Source organism: Paenibacillus sp. FSL W8-0187, assembly GCF_037969755.1.
In the GTDB taxonomy this organism is placed as follows: Bacteria; Bacillota; Bacilli; order Paenibacillales; family Paenibacillaceae; genus Paenibacillus_AQ.
On sequence record NZ_CP150206.1, the window covers coordinates 970,297 to 988,289 of the forward strand.

A 17,993-nucleotide genomic window follows, 5' to 3' on the forward strand; every position below is an offset into this window, starting at 1 on the left:
GGCACAGGTTTTTTTATTGGTGAGTTGTTCATACTAAGGGTTGTCATGGATTTAATTGTCAGGTAATAATAAAATTATTTTAATAAAATTATATTTACTAAAATAATTTCATGATGTAGAATCGACATATCGCGATGGAAGTACAATGCTTGATCTAATAGGAGGAAAATCCATGTTTAAACAGTTGCAAAAGCTTGGTAAGTCATTTATGTTACCGATTGCAATCCTACCTGCTGCGGGTTTGCTGCTTGGGATTGGCGGATCCTTATCGAATGCAAATACGATTGCGGCATATCCGATTCTGAATACGCCGTTTTTACAAGCTATTTTTCAAATTATGTCAGCAGCCGGCAATGTTGTGTTTACCAACTTAGCGCTAATCATGTGTATTGGTCTTGCCGTGGGATTAGCGAAAAAAGATAAAGGTACTGCCGCACTGGCAGCAGCCGTCTCGTTCCTAGTTATGAATGCATCGATTGGTGCAATGATCACGGTATTCAATCCAAGCGTTGAATCCATTGACACCGGGGTTGTAGGGGCTATTGTCATTGGTATCCTGGTTACTTATTTGAATAATCGATACCGGGGGATTCAATTACCTTCCTTTCTAGGATTTTTTGGGGGCTCGCGGTTTATTCCGATCGTCTCATCGTTTAGTGCTATTTTTGTAGGCGGGATCTTCTTCTTAATCTGGCCTACGTTTCAAGGATGGCTGGTAGCGGCAGGAACTGCTATTGCCGGCATGGGATATTTCGGAACCTATTTATACGGATTCTTGCTTCGTCTTACAGGTGCTGTCGGTCTACACCATATGATTTATCCGATGTTCTGGTTCACAGAGCTGGGCGGTGTCGCCACGGTTGCAGGTCAGCAAGTGGTGGGTGCGCAGAAAATCTTTTTTGCCGAACTGGCTGATCCGAATCATGTTGGAATGTTCTCCGAAGGAACCCGTTTTTTTGCAGGGCGTTTTGCTACGATGATGTTTGGTCTTCCTGCGGCATGCCTTGCGATGTATCATTGCGTACCGAAGAACCGTCGCAAACTTGTGTTTGGTTTGTTCTTTAGTGCTGCGCTGACCTCGTTCCTGACAGGGATTACGGAGCCGATTGAGTTTATGTTCTTATTCGTCGCTCCATGGTTATATGTGATTCATGCGGCTCTGGACGGTCTATCCTTTATGATCGCGGATATGTTATCCGTTCGTATCGGGAATACCTTCTCTGGCGGGGCCATCGACTTCTTGCTCTTCGGGGTTCTGCAGGGGAATGCCAGAACTAATTGGATCTATGTCATCATTATCGGGCTCTTCTGGGCGATCATCTATTACCTTGTGTTCCGCTTCTTAATTACGAAATTCAATGTGGCGACACCTGGACGTGAAAGTGATGGGGAGAGCGTATCGGTTGAATCCAAGGACAGTATTGGAGATACCGCGATGAAAGTGCTGAGTGCGCTTGGCGGCAAGGAGAACCTGGAAGACGTCGATGCATGTATTACAAGACTTCGTGTTGCCGTCAAAGATGTATCGAAGGTAGATAAGGATACAATCAAAGAACTGGGTGCTACCGCAGTATTGGAAGTAAAAGGCGGGATTCAGGCTGTATTTGGCGCCAAAGCCGACTTAATTAAACAAAAGATAAATGAGACTATTGGTGAAGAATAAAACAGGATAGGGCATGGAGGGAACATATTGTGAATCGAGGATTAATTGTATCATGTCAGGCTTTGCCAGGCGAACCGTTGCATAGTTCATTTATTATGGGGCGTATGGCCATTGCGGCTGCCGAATCCGGTGCGGTGGGGATTCGTGCTAATAGCGTTGAAGACATCGAAGAGATTAAGAAGCAAGTTGAGTTGCCCATTATTGGCATTATCAAAAAAGAATACCCGGGTATGCAATCGTTCATTACAGCGACCATGACCGAAGTGGATGCGCTTGTTGGCACGGGGGTTGAAATTATTGCTGTGCAAGCAACGATGGATCAGGATGAGGCATTCCTGCAATCGATCTTTACAAAATACCCTTCGCAGAAGTTCATGGCGGATATCTCCACCACGGAAGAGGGGTTGCGAGCAGATCGATTGGGGTTCCACTACATTGGAACGACACTTATTGGTTATACACCGCAGTCTCAGCATGTGGAGAAGTTCACCGTGCTGGAAGAACTGATTAAGCAGTGTAAGAAACCAGTCATTGCAGAAGGCAACTTCAACACACCGGAGCAGGCTGCAAAAGCGATCAAAATGGGGGCTCATTGTGTGGTTGTAGGCAGCGCCATAACAAGGCCGCAAATCATCGCGAAATGGTTCTCTGATGAGGTAAACGAAGTTCTATAACAAAAGAAGCATAGAGGAAAGATTTGTTATGATATAGTCTGTTAATACCATAGCCATCCGCGCACTTTTAATAAAACGGGGCTGTCCCAGAAGTCATGAAAGATGACTTTGGGACAGCCCCTTTATACGTGCCCGAGCACCTCTAGGATTGTAAACGGGTACTTGTAGAACGGTTTTACAGATAAAGCACCAACGCAATAATAGCAGCGAGCACGATCCGATAGATCGCAAACGGCACCAGCTTGATCCGGTTAATCAGCTTCAGGAAGAAGCGGATGGAGATCAAGGCGAAGACGAAGGCTGCCACGAATCCGGCGATGAAGAATGGAAGAGCCTCCAGCGTGAAGTATTCCCAGTTCTTCAATAGCGACAGTAAGCTGGCTCCGAACATGATCGGCACCGCCATAATGAAGGTGAAGTCCGCCGCCGCGCGGTGACTCATACCGAGCATGACGCCTCCGGAGATGGTGGAGCCGGAGCGGGAGAAGCCTGGCCAGAGCGACAAACACTGAATCAATCCGACGCTGAATGCCTGTTTGTACGTTATTTGGTCGACAGTGACCACGTTCGGCTCTCTTTTCGAGCTGACTTTATCGGCAACGATCATGAAGATGGCCCCAATTACAAGTCCGATCAGCACCGTTTCGGTAGAAAATAAATGTTCGTCAATAAGGTCTTCGAACAAGACGCCCAGAACACCGGCCGGAATCAAACCGACAATAACCTGGCTGAGCTTCAGTCTGCCCGTAACCGCCGGTACGCCGGCTTCAGGCTTTTTGCGCTTGAGGCCCAAGAGATCCAGGAAGCGGTCCTTAAACACAACGAGGACGGCTAGAATGGAGCCAAGCTGAATGACAACCTTAAAGGTGTTGGCTACGTATTTCGTCAGAAACTCCTCGGATTTCAGCCACATATCATCAACGATGATCATATGACCGGTAGAGGATACAGGAGCGAACTCGGTCAGTCCCTCGACGATTCCCAGAATAATTGCTTTGAGGATGGTTAAAAAATCCATGACCTATAGTCTCTCCCTTACTAAAATGTTAAATGTAATGATATGAATGATCAATGGCATGAATATGCGTAACTTTAAGCTGACTTTCTCCGCTTGCGGAAGAAAAAGAACAGGAACGCAATTACGGCCACAGCTATTACAGCATAAGCGATATTGGAATAGACGTCCATGAAGGCTACGATTTTTTCCCATGAATCGCCGACAGCGGCTCCCACGCATACCAGAATAATGTTCCAGATCAGGGTGCCGATGGTTGTGAAGAGGAGGAACATGCCGAACTTCATGTTGGACATCCCTGCCGGGATGGAGATCAAGCTTCGGATCAGCGGAATCATGCGGCAGAACAGCACGGTCCAGTAGCCGTATTTATCAAACCAGGCATCCGCCTTGCGGATGTCTTCTTTTTTGACACGGAGGATATGCCCCCAGCGATCCACGATTTTTTCAAGCCGCTCGACATCGAGCAGGCGACCAATTCCGTACAGAATAACAGCACCGACGACAGATCCGATCGTTGCGGCAATGATAACGCCAGGCACCGTCAGTTTCGTGTAGGTGGTCATGAATCCGCCGAAGGTAAGAATGACTTCGGAGGGGATCGGAGGAAACACGTTTTCCAGGGCAATCATCAGCAGGATGCCGATATAGCCGAACTGCTCCATCATATCCGTAATCCAGTTTTCCAAGGGTTACACCTCTTTCAAAATAAGGATGCTGCTGCATCCGTTATATAAGGGTCTGCTTCAGCTTGCGCAGATATTGACTGCGGATAAAGAAGAAATACAGGACCTGCATCATCAGGAAGCTGATCAACACGATGCCCATTTCAGCCGCAATGGATAAATAGAAGTAGCTCTGCAGCGCGATAAAAGCAAAGATGCTGTGCACAATCGCAAGGCTGATCGGTACAAAAAACAGCAGCGCCAGCTGTCCGGTGACGATCCGCCGGAACTCCTTATCGGTCATTCCAAGCCGGGATATCGTGGCATAATGCCTGCGGTCATAATCCAGATCGGCATAGAGGCGGAAGTACAGGAAACTTCCTGCCGCGATAAAAAACACCGTGCCCACAAGCAGCGCCGCAAAGAGCAGCATATTGTACAGGCTGTCTCGAAGGGCAAAGAGCGTGCCGCTGACCGCCAATGCATAAGGCTGGCCCATCTCATAACGCACCGCCCCGCGCGGGGCCAGATGGGGGACGATGCCCTCCGTCTCTGTGAAATCATCCACATAGAAGCCGGTGTACCGCTCTAGCCGGACCGGATTCGTGATGGCGGCGAAGGCTTCGTCACTGACCACAAGCCCGCCGAAGCGAGAATCGTCGTCCATTTCCGGCAGCAAATATTCCGGTACGCCGACATGATCGGAATAACCGATTTCATGCAGGAGAAGTTCGGAATCATGGATTCGGTACGAAGCGTGCTCCCGGTCGCGGATATAAGCCCTGTCATTTTGCGAAGCAATGAGGACAAGCGCATCCTCACCGCTTAGCGGCTGTTCATCAAATGGCAGTCCCGCCATTAGCACCGCCGCCTTATAGTCGGAGAAGGAGATCAGTGCCAACGGATTTTGCAACTGCCCGACCTGTGCGGAAGCTGGCTCAACTTCCGTATATTTCACGCGAAACGATAGCGTTTCAAACGGTATTTTTTTCGACTCAAGCTCCTGCCGGATTTCATGTAAATGCTGCTTCTCGGAGGTGTCCTCCGCTTTGGCGAGATAACCGATGGCAGCAGGGAAATCCTCGTTGAATTGCTTCGTGAGCACCGGGATGGAGGCAAATACGCCTACCGAGCAAAAGGAAACAGCCAGCACGATTGTCACCATCGAGAACATCTGTGCATGATCCCTAAGCCGGTAATGCAGGCTGGATAGCGAGATCAGCTTGGTCCTTCTCCAGGCTAACCGGCGGCTCTGCTTCAACCTCCGCACGAGAGCAACTCCTAGCTGCGTATACATCAGATAGGTGCCGATCATCGTCATTAAGGTAACCGGGAACATGCGCAGCGCGAGGGTCGACGCGCTTGTCGTGGCGGCTAAGCTGTAGCTGACCACCAGCAGCACGGCTGCCAATATCGATAACCAGGGCGATGTCCTGGGCGCGGTTTTCGGTCGCTGTCCGGATTGAAACAGATCGATCAACGCTTTAGGACGCAGCAGCCTAGAGGTGCACAGCGAGATAATGATAAACAGCAGCACATAACTTGCAACCGTCAGTCCAAGCGCACGCAGGGGCAATCGAAACGGCAGAGGCGGGATTCCAAGAAAGGCCGAGCCTGCCATCAGAAACAGCTTGCCTGTAATGATGCCGAACAGGATGCCTGTAGCAATGGCGCTTACGCCGATGATCATATTTTCGAGAAACACCATCTTGTTAAATTGGCGATCCGTCATGCCATGCATGAACAGAATGCCGAACTCGCGCTTGCGCGTCTTTAGAAAAGCCCCCACGGAATACAGCACAAAGAAAAACGAGAATACATACATGATCAGCTCGGCCCCGAGCATCGCCTGGATAACAACCGGATAGAACATCTCGTCCGCTATCGAAGGATGGAACAGGAACAGCGCACACACGAAGAAAATCATGACGGAGAATGCGCTGCTTAAGAAATAGGCAGCATAGGTCCGCTTATTCCTCAGGACATTCCTAAAAGCGAATTGTCGAAAGGTCATGACTGCCTCCTCCCAGTAAAGCCAGCATGTCGATAATTTTCTGGAAAAAGGCTTGGCGGTTGTCACCGCAGTACATTTCATTATAAAGTTGTCCGTCTTTGATGAACAAGACGCGGTCACAGTAGCTGGCTGCCACCGGATCATGAGTGACCATGAGAATCGTTGCGGAAGCCTCTTTACTCGAAGCAGAAAGCGTCTGCATCACCTCTTTGGAGGCTTTGGAGTCTAGGTTGCCGGTGGGCTCGTCAGCGAGAATTAGAGAGGGCTCCTGAATGAGCGCCCTGGCAATGGCGGTACGCTGCATCTGCCCGCCGGATATCTCATAGGTATGCTTATGCAGAATGGACCCGATGCCGAGTTGATCTGCGATCCGGCTCAGCCGGATGCCCATTTCGTCAAGCGGCATGCCCTCCAGCGTCAACGGGAGAACGATATTTTCCTCAACGGTCAGCGTATCCAGCAGATTGAAGTGCTGGAAGACGAAGCCAAGCTCCCGGCGCCGGAACAGAGCGGTGTCGCTTCTGCTGAGAAGATGAGGATTGCGCCCGCCTATGATCACTTCTCCGGCTGTGGGCTGATCAATGGTTGCAATCAGATTGAGGAGCGTGGTTTTTCCGCTGCCGGAAGGACCCATAATGCCGACGAATTCCCCTTTGGTGACGTTGAAGTGAATATTGTTCAGCGCTTGGAACGCCACTTTGCCCTCATAGATTTTAGATAGATGCTTGACGCTCAAGATGGGCATATCTTCACTCCTCTATAACGATGATATCATTGTAAAAGATTCCTTCGCGTTCATGCCATATTCGTAACTTACAGTTACCTTACAACCTTGTAAGGTTTCTTTAACTGCCGTAAGTTAGATCAGGAACTGCCACTGCTATCGTTTCTGAATGGGCAAAAAGCGCTGCCCTGCCTGCCGTTGAACTTTATTGTGCAATGTGGCCTGAAGAATCCGCAAAAATGATGCGAACCGTCGTTCCTTCATCCACTTTGGATTCGATTTCGAAGGCATGTCCTAGCTTATCGCATATTTGTTTGACAAGAAACAGCCCCATGCCTGTCGATTCCTGGAACCTGCGCCCGTTCTCTCCGGTGAAATAGGGGTCGAACACTCGCGGCAGGTCGCTTGGGGGAATGCCGATGCCTTCGTCCCGGATTTCAAGTACAACTTGATTCTCCCGGGTGTAGCCGTTAAAAAAGAGGGTGCCTTGTTCCTTCAGCGTATACCGAACCGCATTGGTCAGCAGCTGTGTCAGCACAAAAGAGAGCCATTTCTCGTCCGTGGCCACCGTTAGTCCGGAATCGATCTGGATGGACGGATAAATTCTCCGCCGGATGAACAGACGCTTTTGCTCGGAAGTGACATTCCGGACGATTCGCTGAAGCGGCAGGTTCTCCACGTGAAAGTCATGCTCGAACGTATCAAGCCTGGCGGTGTACAGCACCAGATCAAGCCCTTTTTTGAGTCGATCCAGCTCGTCGCCGATCGCGGCAAAACGGGGATCATCATCATCCTGAAGAATCAGGTGAATGACCGAAATCGGCGTTTTCATCTGGTGGGCCCATTGATTGATGAACTGAAGATGGCCCTCAATCTTATGCTTATAGTTATGCAGATCCGTGGTGTAATGCCGGAACTGGGTTTTCAGCAGTTGATGAAGCGCTTCGGCGAGCGGGGTATGGGAGGATTCTGCCGAGGATTCGCCGGTGAGGGATTCTCCCGGGAGCGGCTGTTCTAATCGTTTATAGAATGAACGGTTGGCTATAAATCGGAAGGCCAGATAGCCGAGAAGCAGCAGCAAGCTGATGATGCCTGCGTACAGACTAACCATCAAATCGCGATAGCCATCCAGTCTGTAAATGAGTGTTACTACGAGAAGCTGGGCTATGTAGACAATCATTAAGGGACGTTGTTCTTGCAGAAATAGCCTCATGCTTCGTCCCCCCAGTTCGGTACCAGTCGATAGCCGCGACCGCGCACGGTTTGAAGGCCATCCTCGATCCCAAGGGCAGCAAGTTTCTTGCGGACGCGGGTGATGTATACGTTCAGCGTATTATCGTCCACGAAGGCCTGATCATCCCATATTTTCTCCAGAAGCCGGTCCCTGCTGATGATCTGCTCGGGCTTCTTCATTAACTCGTCCAAAATTTTGGCTTCAGTATGGCTGAGCTCCGTTTGGTTCTGCCCAAGCGACAGGGAGAGACGTTCAACGTCGAGCGTGAGTCCGGCAACGCTGAGCACGCGCTCATTCTGAGCGACAGCATAAGAGCCGTAGGCACGCCGGAGCTGGCTCTTGATTTTGGCCATGGCAATCTCGTAGTCAAAGGGTTTGGTTATATAATCATCGGCACCGTTCTCCAGCGCCATCACCTGATCCATTTTCCCGTCGCGGGCGGAGATGAAGATGATCGGGCAGGTGGAGAGGCTTCGGAACTGGCGGCACCAGTAATATCCATCGTATTTTGGCAGATTGATATCCAGAAGCACAAGGTGGGGGTCATACGATTCAAATTGATCGCGTACCGTCTCGAAATCATGAACGGACTGCGTCATGTAACCGAATTTATGAAGATACTCTTTCAGCAGGTTGACCAGCCCGGTATCGTCTTCGACAATAAAGATTTTGAACATATCGATCATAGTCCCTTCATTTTACATTCTTCTAGTACCGAGTGTATTGTACCAAATTGTCAGGATATAAGGAAAAATACGTTACCACACATCTGCTGATAATATACTTGATAACTCCAATCGAATAACTATGATAAATTCAATCGACCAGTCTACTGGAGATCATGAGCATCCTTCATGATCTCCTTTTTTGTCGTTATGATCTCATATTATTTAGCAATCAAGGAGGGGGGATCATCGATTGCGTGCAAATGAGGGACTCAAACTGACGGCCGATGTTCTCGTCATTGGTGGTGGTCCCGGCCGGAGCTTGTGAAGGGGGATTTCAGGCTAAGGACTGAATGATACCCGGCCACTCGGCACGAAAAACCGTTCCTTGGTTGACCGTGCTGTCCACGCTCATCTGACCGCCATGTGCGGCAATGATGGATTGGGTAATGGATAATCCAAGACCCGCACCACCGTGCTGTCTGGTCCGGGATTCATCGATGCGGTAGAACCGCTCGAACAGATGGGGCAGATGCTCCTCCGGAATCCCGGCTCCATTATCGCTAACCAGCAGTACGGCCTGTTCCTTGGTTTTATTAACCGTAAGGGTAATCCGCCCTATGGCAGAATCGGTATGCTGTACCGCATTATGAAACAGGTTATAGACGACCTGTTTGATCTTATCGGGGTCACACCGGCACAGCACCGGTACCGCTTGAATCGTTATAATCCTGCCTTGGGCAAGCATCCTCAGATGGGGCTCCATCTCAAGCAGCAGCTGATCCAGCCGGGTTGCCTGCAGATGGAGCTCCGGCTTGCGGTCAAGCTTGGCTAACAGAAGCAAATCCTCGACCAATTTCTTCATGCGCTTGGATTCCCCGTGCATGCTGGATAGTGCAGCATGCAGCTGCTCCGGGTTGTCGGCAGCGCCGCGGCCAAGCACCTCCAGAAAGCCGTGAATGGAAGTGAGTGGCGTTCGCAGCTCATGGGAAGCATCGGCAATAAACCTCCGCATCTGCTCTTTGGCTTCGCGTTCCGTTTCAAACGCATCTTCGAGCCTTTCCAGCATGCCGTTAAACGATTCGGCCAAGCGGTCAATCTCCCGTTGACCCTGCACGGCAGGAAAACGCTCCGCCAAGTTCCCGGCGTCTGTGCGTTTTACCGCTTCGACCATTCGGTTCAGGGGGTGGAGCGTTCGGCGCAGCAAAGGCAGGTACAATGCAACCCCTGCAGCCATGGCCAGTAAAGCCAGTACGGCAAAAATCAGCAGCTGCCGCAGCAGAACGGCATGCAGGGGCTGCGTATCCAATCCAAGCTGCAGTACACCCGAGGGGCTGCTCGGATTGCCGTAAGGGCGAAAGACAATGATCTGCTCGGTGCCCTCGGCATTTTCGATTACTTCATACGGAATAGGCAGACGCTTCTGGAATTTCTCCAGGATCGCTGAATAAGCCTCTGCTGTCAGCTTTGGCGCGGACAGACCGTTATCAGCGGCCAGGTCGGTGTAACCTCCGTCGGTTTCGATCTTGGCAAGCGACATATTCGGCAGAAAGAACATAGGTCTGTCCCCCTTACGCGGATTTTCCGGAAGGGCTTCGTTATTTCGCCCTGAAGGCCGGTTATGCGGCTCCTGATCAGCCTCCCATAGCTCCATGGGGATCGACCGAGCCTGAAGGGAAAGCGCCTCGGCTTGATTGCGGAACAGGGCATTTTTCATTAATACATATTGCAATGCGCCGATCAGCACAAGCAGAAGCGCCAAGATGATGAGGGATCGTGACAAGAGCTGCGTACGTAGAGACGTAGGCCCGGATGAACGTGTACGGTTTCGCAAACTCATGGCAAATCGACCCGGTAGCCGGCTCCGCGAAGCGTGCGAATGACCCGGTGTTCCTTATCGCCGAGCTTCTCGCGCAGGGATCGGATATAAACCTCAACGATGTTATCCTCTCCGCCAAAGTCGTAATCCCACACAATATTCAAAATATTCGGTTTACTCAAAACGCTGCCGTGTTTGGTCACAAGCAGATTAAGCAGCTTATACTCCGTGGGCGACAGCTCAAGGGCCTCCCCCTGGTATGCAATTTCCTTCTTCCGGTCATCGATGGTGAATGGGCCAAGCCGAATTTCACCCAGCAGGCTCGGGAACTGATTGCGCAGCCTTGCTTGAATTCGGGCAAGCAGCTCTTCGAAACTGAAAGGCTTGGCCATGTAATCATCCGCTCCGATCATGAGGCCCTTCACACGGTCATCAATCTCGTCCTTCGCGGTAAGCATAATGATCGCGATATCCCGACCCTCCTCTTTCAACCGTCTGCATACCGAAAGTCCGTCCATTCCCGGCATCATCACATCCAGAACGATGATATGCGGCTCGAAGCGGCTTGCTTCCATTATCGCACGTTCCCCATCCGGGGCCGTTCGCACCTCAAACCCTTCATTTTGGAGACCAAGCTCCAGAAACTGCAGGATATGCGGCTCGTCGTCCACTAGCAAAACACGAATACGATGCGTTGATTCCATAGCACAAAACTCCCCTTATCTCATTCCTTCAACTTTATCATACGTGCTCTAGCTGAATGAAGACTGAACGTGAACTGAAAATAAACTGAAAAGTGATTCGCAAATATGCATCCGCAAGAAGGGAATTTAAGGATGTTGATATATATTCTGTTATCGTTGATACTATCTTAAAGCCGAGATAATCAATGGAGCACCTGTTCAAGGTCCATCATGGATGGGTGAAAGGAGGAGACTGGACATGATAGGAAATGTATATCCACCCGAGAATCAGAGCACGGACTCTCTCGATGGAGGAAGGATAACGGAGCAGAAGCCGATCGGTTTCTCCGGAGAAGGGTCTGCCGTGACCCGGGTGGGGCCACTTTTCTATTGGTCCTGGTTCCGTTCGCCCGTCGAAGGTTATATTGCGCCTCATCCCCATCAGGGTTTTGAAATCGTGACTTATATGATTCAGGGAAAGGGCGTTCATAAGGATTCGCATGGCACGCACAGTGAGTTGGGGCCTGGAGGCTTGCAATTGATGAGGGCCGGTTCCGGGCTAACACACGAGGAACGTTTGACTGGACCGGATGCAGAAGGATTTCAGATTTGGTTCGAGCCGTATCTTCGCGATTCATTGAAACAGAATCCTGCCTGTCGTCAGTATCGACCGGATTCCTTCCCGGTAACCCGCATACAGGGTGGACTGGTCAAAACGATGATTGGCGGTTCTGCACCAACCGATTTATCCGTAGATGTGAGGATGCTGGATATTCAGATTCTGGCTGGTAATGAAGCTCAGTATGAACTGAAGTCCGGCAGGAGAGCGGCTGTGCTTGCCGTAAGGGGAGCTGGCAGCTTTTGTGCCGAAGAGGAAAGCCTTCAATTTCGACAGCGGGACTTTATGGTAATGGATACAAAGCTAGGCGAGACGCTAAGCCTTAAGGCGCAAGACAATGTCAGGGTTATCCTGATTGACGTACCGGAAAACCCTGGGTATCCGCTCTATTCCAAGAGGCCATAAGGTCAATTGTTTACAAAATTGTAGTGGAATGAAATTTAGGATGTACGATAAACTAAAGTCTGTCAGATGGGGATACCCGTCTGGACAGGCTTTTTTCGCTGTAGGAAGGATCGCAATATATACTCTCCTGCAACAATAGTAAGAAAAAATACGTATATATGGTAAGTAGAAAGACCCAACAGAGAATTCCGGCGTTTGTTATACCGGGCTGGTTGGGTTATTTTGGCATGTATTATTTCTATAATAATCTATTTATACTAAATTTAAGCATAAAAAGAGACTATAGTCCCCCTCTTTACCAATAGTTGGCATGCGTTTTTGTGAGGATGGTAGCATGCGTCCCGAGACATGGCCTGTCTATAATGATTGCGGGATCACGAAAATGACAATTTCGTCATTCCACAATCTAACGAGATGGGGGAGATCATTATTTTCTCGAAAAAAAGCTTTAAACAATTGATGGCCGGAGCGCTTCTATCAGCAGCGGTTCTTGGTTCTTACGGATATGGGTCTGTGAATGAAGTGGCTGCTGCCAGCGTGCAGTCTGCAACAAACGGCGTGGCAAGCTCGAATGTGTATATGCGCAATAAGGCTTCGACTTCGGGTAAAGTCGTTGACCGCGTGCATAAGGGTGACCGCGTTCAAATTCTGGGTAAGAGCTCAGGCTGGTATAAGATCAAAACTTCGGACGGCAAGCAAGGATATGCTTCGTCTAAATATATTAACCAAAGCAGCGGCTCTTCTAACAATTCCGGCAATTCGGGAAGTACTGCGCCTTCTGCTAGCGCCAGCGTTGAAAAAGTAATCAGTGCAGGCATGAAGTATCTTGGCACGCCGTACGAATTCAGTTCTAACCGGAATTCAACGAAGACCTTTGACTGCTCCGCTTTTGTTCGCCGCGCATTCATGGACGGCGCTAACATTACGCTGCCAAGCGATTCCCGCAAACAAGGGCAATACGTCAAGGATAAAGGAACGGCTGTTTACAACGTCAATCAATTAGAACGCGGGGATCTAGTATTCTTTATGAGTTACAGAGGTTCATCGGCATCCGCTTATGCCGGATTGGACAAGTCCAAACAGCGGATCACCCATGTAGCTATTTATTTGGGAGACAATAAGCTGCTGCATACGTACTCAAAACAATCCGGTGGTGTCCTTGTTGGTACCTTCGGTGATTCCTGGAAAAATCGCTTCATGCATGGCGGAAGCGTCCTGTAGCGCATCATAATTTTTCATTGGGTATGTACCCGTACTTAGAATGAGATAGAAGGACTGTCCGATTCGAAGATCTGAATGATCTTTTAACGGGCAGTCCTTTGTTGTTTGGAATTTGCTTTTCAACCTTGATTTCAGTAAGGTGGACAATAGAGAATGGACAGCATCAAGAAATGGACAGGAGGGACAACGATGAACGGTGGGCAGCGTTCCAATATCAAACCGGGACTTGAGGTTGATATCGTATTGAAGCAGGATCAGCGAACGGGCAAATTAACCCGCGGCGTGGTCAAGGATATTCTGACCAATTCCCCGAACCATCCGCATGGCATAAAAGTACGCCTTCAAGATGGCCAGGTGGGACGGATAAAGAACATTTATGAGTCTTGAAATTCGAAGCAGTCCTGTGGCCGTCAAAAAACTCAGGCTGCCATGAATAGAACAGTTTGACTATAAGTCGATCCAAAACTTCGCATTCCTGAGGAGTTTTGGATACGGCTTTTTTGCAGTTCTGTGCAACATTGCCCTCTGACCATCCGTCTGGAAGTTGAGGTGAAAATGAAGATGAAAAGATACCTTTATATGGGGTTTATCTTGATGTTGATGCTAACAGGGTGTGTGAAGCAGGAGACGCTAGGGGCGGCTCCATCTGATCCTCCATTGAATATAGCTGCCAGGGGACATTATGCGGAAGTTCCTGACGGGGACTTCGTGTATCGCCTCGTTAGCGAGAAGGAGCAGTACGAGCATGGAGATCAGGTTCGAGTATACGCGGAACTAGAGTATGTCGGCGAGTTGGATGAGGTTACGATCGGCCATGCGGCTTCCGCCTTTTATTTCCCGATGAAAGAGCTCACAAGGGACTACAACATCAGTTATGCCATGAATGAGCCCTATATTACAACCACGCTGAAAAAGGGCGAGCCCCTTCGCGAATATTATAAAATCGGCGGTGGTTACGACAGCAGTGACGACAAGAGGTTCAAAGATTTCATCCGTTCCCTGAAGGATGGCTTTCCGGATGGGGACTACGTCGTCTATGGATCTGCGGATTTTGTGATTGATTCACAATCGCACGGCGCGGACCAGGGCGATTCGAACGGGGAAGAGCCAAAGAGGTATAAGATACAAGCCGAGATCGAATTCAGAGTAAGTGAAGAGAAAAAGTAGATAACAAAGAGAAGAAGTAGATAACGATAGAAGGGGTATCTCGCAGGTCTTATCGACCTGTGAGATACCCCTTTTAACATTTTTATTGGAAGCCTTGGCCTTGGTGTGTGTTAGGAAAACCCTGTTGGCCAAATGAAGGCTGAATGTGTTGTGTTTGGTTGTGAGCTTGCACGGAATTCTCGACTTGTCTAACGATTTGGGAGATTTGCTGATACTGCTGCATCGCCTGTTGATGTCCTTGAAGGGCAGACTGGATCATCTGTGCCGCTTGACGCTCACGTTGAGCGAGCTCTTCCAGGCGGGCTGCATTTTGCTGCTCTTGCTGCATCAGTTGCTGGTACATAGCCGAACCCTGCTGTGTTTGCTGGGTCAACTGCTGAAGAATTTGCTCGCACTGACGAATTTGCTGCGAAATTTGCGAGTTGTTGTTATTCATTTGATACATAGCTTGTATTCCTCCTAAGAATTGTGGTTTCAAATCCTTGATTAGTGTACGGAAGAATACGTAAAAACATCCTGATTATAAAGTGAGCTGACCTTCCAATATATGGACAAACTCCTCCAGAAAAGCTTGATCCTCCTGATCGAAACGGTTCTTTAGCGGACTATCGATATCGAGAACGCCATACAGTGCGCCATCCACCATGATCGGAACAACAATCTCGCTGTTCGAAGCTGCATCACAGGCAATGTGCCCGGGGAATTCATGTACGTCGGCAACTAGCAGTGTCGTCTGTTCAGCCGCAGCCGTGCCGCAAACGCCACGATTCATTGGAATCCGAATGCAAGCGGGCAGTCCTTGGAACGGCCCGAGCACCAGTTCTTTACCATCATAGAGATAGAAGCCGACCCAATTCGTATCGGACAGAAACTGCTTGAGCAGCGCCGAGGCATTGGACAAATTGGCAATGGCATTGGGCTCATCGTGTATAAGTACTTTTAACTGGTTCAGGACCTGGGCATATTGCTCGCTCCGGGTGCCTTCGTAGGGTGTGTTTTGAAACATGTGATTATCCGCCCTTCCTTTATTTTCGCGTTGGTTCCATCACCTTAGTATAAGTATATGATATTCGTCAAGAGACAAGCCAAGAGGAAGAAAGCTCCAAGTGAATCCAACTGATTCCTCTTCTAGGCGCAAGGGTAATGTATGACATGACCAGGTATCAATTTAATCAGGTGGAGGGAGAGAACCTTAATGCGGGCAGACGTACAGAATTTGTTTATCGGTATTCATATGCTCTATCACGCCCATGAGCGGGACCTTACGATCAGCGAAATGCAGCCCGAGTTGGAGCGCCATGGATATAAGGTTGGCGATAGGGAGGTTAAGCATGAGCTCGAACGTTTGACCGAGGAGAACTTCCTGACGGCGCACGGTGAAGGATACAGCCTCACGGGAGCCGGAATCGAGGAATTCAAGGAAATTCAGAGCAGGCTTAAGGAGCTTTGCGATGAAGTGCTTAAACCGGTGAATCCCAAGAAGGCAGACTCCATGGCGTAAGTAGATAACGGCATAAAAATTGAAGAAGCCCCCGACTCACGCTGGTTTTTATGCGTGCAGGCGGGGGCTTTTTTGAAGGGATAAGAAAGGGTTAGAGCCAGCGGATTATATCGTGGATTATATCGTTTCAAGCGAGCCGTCCAACTCCAGTTGGAAAGGATGGGGTGCAGGTGCAGCTTCCTTTTCCGGCTGTGATACGCGTTCAGCTTCCGCCTGCGGTACTTTAACGGGTTGATCAATATGTTCGCGAAGGAAAGAGTGCACGCTTTCCCGATATAACTTGGGATCAACATGATAAGCGTTCGCATGGATAGCGCCTTCGATAAGAAGAAGTTTTTTCGGGTCCGGTTTAGCCTCGAACATGTCGATACTCATTCGGGTAGGCACGTAATTATCCTTGGTGCCATGGATAAACATAACCGGCAGCGTGCTGTTCCGAACAGCACGGATCGGACTGACTTGATCGAGGCTGAACCCGGCTTTGCGTCGAATTCTGGCGTTAACCCAAGACAGGAACGGCACCGAAGGGATTTTGTTAATGCGCGTAAGCTGATGCCGCATTAAATCCGTCAAATCGGAATACGGGCAATCGGCGATGACAAGTTTAACCTGCGGCTCGGCAATGGACAAGTATTCAAGCACGGTTCCGCCTCCCAGCGATTGACCATGCAGCCCGATGGCCACATCCTGGCCATACTGCCGAATAAGCCAGCGTACCCACGCTTGCACATCGTGTTTCTCATAATAGCCGTAGGTGGTATAACGTCCTTCGCTTCGTCCATGCCGGCGTTGATCGATGAGGAGTACATTATAGCCCTCTTCTGTGAACAAATCGATAAATTGAGTGGATACGGCTCGGGATCCGGTATAACCGTGAGCGAGAAGCATCCAATGCTTGGAGCCGGGATTGTTCTCAATGGCTGCGCCGCACAGCTTCAATCCGTCAAAACTCGTGATAACCACTTCGTTCTTCTGAAGCGACTCATATTGCTTTCTGCTGTATAGTCCGGCTTTTTCGAGAACATTGAACAGCTTGAGATCGTTCTTTACTCTCATCCTTGTAATTTGCAGATATCCGATTTGTGTAATGGCAGCGGCAATGACAACGACGGTGAACAGCAAGACAATCGCGATATACATACTCAGATGATTTTCCTCCTTCTTCCGTACTGTACAAGGGGGGCCGTAACATGCATATTGACGGAAGCCTCCCGAATCCATCAATATAGATACATCTAGGTTCTAAGATGCAGATGGATGACCAGGACACGGATTAAATGTTCGCTATACTCTTTTATACACGCACATAGTATCACCGGAAACAGCCCATACAAGTCAGTTTTTTTGCAAGGAGGTGCGAAAGCCATGTATGTTTGCGAGGGAATCATTCCGGAAATAAATGGCGGGCGAATACGGCTGCGAAGGATGGAGGCGGATGATGCGGAAGCGATGCTGCGCTGTTGGTCCGATCCGAAGACGAGCGCTTTTCTGGATTTGCCTGCCATGCATTCGGCTGAGGATGCAAAGGCATTGATTCATTGGCTGCATCTGCTTGCGGAGCAGGACGAAGCCATCCGCTGGGGCATCGAAGTCATCGACACCGGCCAATTGATCGGCAGCTGCGGGTTTAATATTTGGCAGCTGGAGGGCGCATTCAAGGGCGAGTTCGGCTGTGAGCTCACAAGCGCTTATTGGGGGCAGGGCTTCATGTCGGAGGCGGCCGAAATGGTTGCGGCATTTGGGTACACATCCATGGGACTAAACCGGATTGAAGCTTTTGTTGATCCGAGAAATGAACGGGCATGTCGATGGTTTACGGGGATCGGCTATACGCGCGAAGGACTATTGCGGGATTATCGCCATACGCCAAGCGGTTATGTGGATGCCGTCGTTTTTTCGCGATTAAGAAAAGATTGCCGATAGA

19 protein-coding genes are annotated in these 17,993 nt (G+C 49.5%); 8 read left to right on the top strand and 11 right to left on the bottom strand.

The window, feature by feature from the left end; translation table 11 throughout:
• Positions 1-172 precede the first annotated feature (172 nt).
• Entirely contained in the window at positions 173-1,663 is a 1,491-nt protein-coding gene (locus tag MKY48_RS04280) for a PTS transporter subunit EIIC (RefSeq protein ID WP_076325939.1), read from the top strand.
• A gap of 29 nt (positions 1,664-1,692) precedes the next feature.
• Positions 1,693-2,337, top strand: coding sequence for an N-acetylmannosamine-6-phosphate 2-epimerase (locus MKY48_RS04285; RefSeq protein WP_213647847.1), 645 nt, complete (start codon positions 1,693-1,695; stop codon positions 2,335-2,337).
• 175 nt (positions 2,338-2,512) lie between these two features.
• Here the strand turns inward: MKY48_RS04285 and MKY48_RS04290 are convergent, their stop codons facing one another.
• The 8 genes from MKY48_RS04290 to MKY48_RS04325 form a co-directional block, all read right to left on the bottom strand.
• Complete coding sequence (locus MKY48_RS04290) at positions 2,513-3,355, bottom strand: undecaprenyl-diphosphate phosphatase (protein ID WP_076325937.1); 843 nt, start codon at positions 3,353-3,355, stop codon at positions 2,513-2,515.
• A 74-nt stretch (positions 3,356-3,429) separates the two neighbouring features.
• The gene (locus tag MKY48_RS04295; RefSeq protein WP_215160472.1) at positions 3,430-4,041 is read right to left on the bottom strand and encodes a DedA family protein; all 612 of its coding nucleotides are present in this window, start codon (positions 4,039-4,041) and stop codon (positions 3,430-3,432) included.
• 40 nt (positions 4,042-4,081) lie between these two features.
• Positions 4,082-6,031 carry an ABC transporter permease gene (locus MKY48_RS04300; RefSeq protein ID WP_339292357.1) on the bottom strand — a complete coding sequence of 650 codons (1,950 nt, stop codon included), beginning with the start codon at positions 6,029-6,031 and terminating at the stop codon, positions 4,082-4,084.
• Positions 6,006-6,776, bottom strand: coding sequence for an ABC transporter ATP-binding protein (locus MKY48_RS04305; RefSeq protein ID WP_339292358.1), 771 nt, complete (start codon positions 6,774-6,776; stop codon positions 6,006-6,008). Before MKY48_RS04305 ends, MKY48_RS04300 begins: the two co-directional genes overlap by 26 nt.
• A 184-nt stretch (positions 6,777-6,960) precedes the next feature.
• Positions 6,961-7,968: a HAMP domain-containing histidine kinase gene (locus MKY48_RS04310; RefSeq protein ID WP_339292359.1), complete on the bottom strand. Its 1,008-nt coding sequence runs from the start codon at positions 7,966-7,968 to the stop codon at positions 6,961-6,963.
• Complete coding sequence (locus MKY48_RS04315; protein ID WP_339270300.1) at positions 7,965-8,666, bottom strand: response regulator transcription factor; 702 nt, start codon at positions 8,664-8,666, stop codon at positions 7,965-7,967. The genes MKY48_RS04310 and MKY48_RS04315 overlap by 4 nt, the downstream gene beginning before the upstream one ends.
• Before the next feature lie 325 nt (positions 8,667-8,991).
• Positions 8,992-10,494, bottom strand: coding sequence for an ATP-binding protein (locus tag MKY48_RS04320; RefSeq protein WP_339292360.1), 1,503 nt, complete (start codon positions 10,492-10,494; stop codon positions 8,992-8,994).
• Entirely contained in the window at positions 10,491-11,177 is a 687-nt protein-coding gene (locus MKY48_RS04325; protein ID WP_339270304.1) for a response regulator transcription factor, read from the bottom strand. The genes MKY48_RS04320 and MKY48_RS04325 overlap by 4 nt, the downstream gene beginning before the upstream one ends.
• A gap of 238 nt (positions 11,178-11,415) precedes the next feature.
• Between MKY48_RS04325 and MKY48_RS04330 the strand changes: the two genes are divergently transcribed.
• From MKY48_RS04330 to MKY48_RS04345, 4 genes are all read left to right on the top strand, one after another.
• Positions 11,416-12,180, top strand: a complete 765-nt coding sequence (locus MKY48_RS04330; RefSeq protein ID WP_076325930.1) for a pirin family protein — start codon at positions 11,416-11,418, stop codon at positions 12,178-12,180.
• Between the two features lie 366 nt (positions 12,181-12,546).
• Positions 12,547-13,401 (top strand): SH3 domain-containing C40 family peptidase, encoded by an 855-nt coding sequence (locus MKY48_RS04335; protein WP_339292361.1) that lies wholly within the window; start codon positions 12,547-12,549, stop codon positions 13,399-13,401.
• Between the two features lie 189 nt (positions 13,402-13,590).
• On the top strand, positions 13,591-13,788 hold the full coding sequence (locus MKY48_RS04340) for a YwbE family protein (protein ID WP_076326037.1): 198 nt from the start codon (positions 13,591-13,593) through the stop codon (positions 13,786-13,788).
• Between the two features lie 174 nt (positions 13,789-13,962).
• On the top strand, positions 13,963-14,568 hold the full coding sequence (locus tag MKY48_RS04345) for a hypothetical protein (protein WP_339270310.1): 606 nt from the start codon (positions 13,963-13,965) through the stop codon (positions 14,566-14,568).
• Positions 14,569-14,650: 82 nt separating this feature from the next.
• Here MKY48_RS04345 and MKY48_RS04350 read toward each other — a convergent pair whose 3' ends face one another.
• Complete coding sequence (locus tag MKY48_RS04350; protein ID WP_098741910.1) at positions 14,651-15,013, bottom strand: AMP-dependent synthetase and ligase; 363 nt, start codon at positions 15,011-15,013, stop codon at positions 14,651-14,653.
• Between the two features lie 75 nt (positions 15,014-15,088).
• Positions 15,089-15,574 carry a GAF domain-containing protein gene (locus MKY48_RS04355; protein ID WP_339292362.1) on the bottom strand — a complete coding sequence of 162 codons (486 nt, stop codon included), beginning with the start codon at positions 15,572-15,574 and terminating at the stop codon, positions 15,089-15,091.
• A 189-nt stretch (positions 15,575-15,763) separates the two neighbouring features.
• On the opposite strand from MKY48_RS04355, the gene MKY48_RS04360 reads away from it, so the two are divergent.
• Positions 15,764-16,069: a hypothetical protein gene (locus MKY48_RS04360; RefSeq protein WP_071221900.1), complete on the top strand. Its 306-nt coding sequence runs from the start codon at positions 15,764-15,766 to the stop codon at positions 16,067-16,069.
• Between the two features lie 117 nt (positions 16,070-16,186).
• On the opposite strand, the gene MKY48_RS04365 is transcribed toward MKY48_RS04360, so the two are convergent.
• Positions 16,187-17,209: an alpha/beta hydrolase gene (locus MKY48_RS04365; RefSeq protein ID WP_339270312.1), complete on the bottom strand. Its 1,023-nt coding sequence runs from the start codon at positions 17,207-17,209 to the stop codon at positions 16,187-16,189.
• Positions 17,210-17,434: 225 nt separating this feature from the next.
• Here MKY48_RS04365 and MKY48_RS04370 point away from each other — a divergent pair, with 225 nt between their 5' ends.
• Entirely contained in the window at positions 17,435-17,992 is a 558-nt protein-coding gene (locus MKY48_RS04370; protein ID WP_339270314.1) for a GNAT family protein, read from the top strand.
• Position 17,993: the final 1 nt, after the last annotated feature.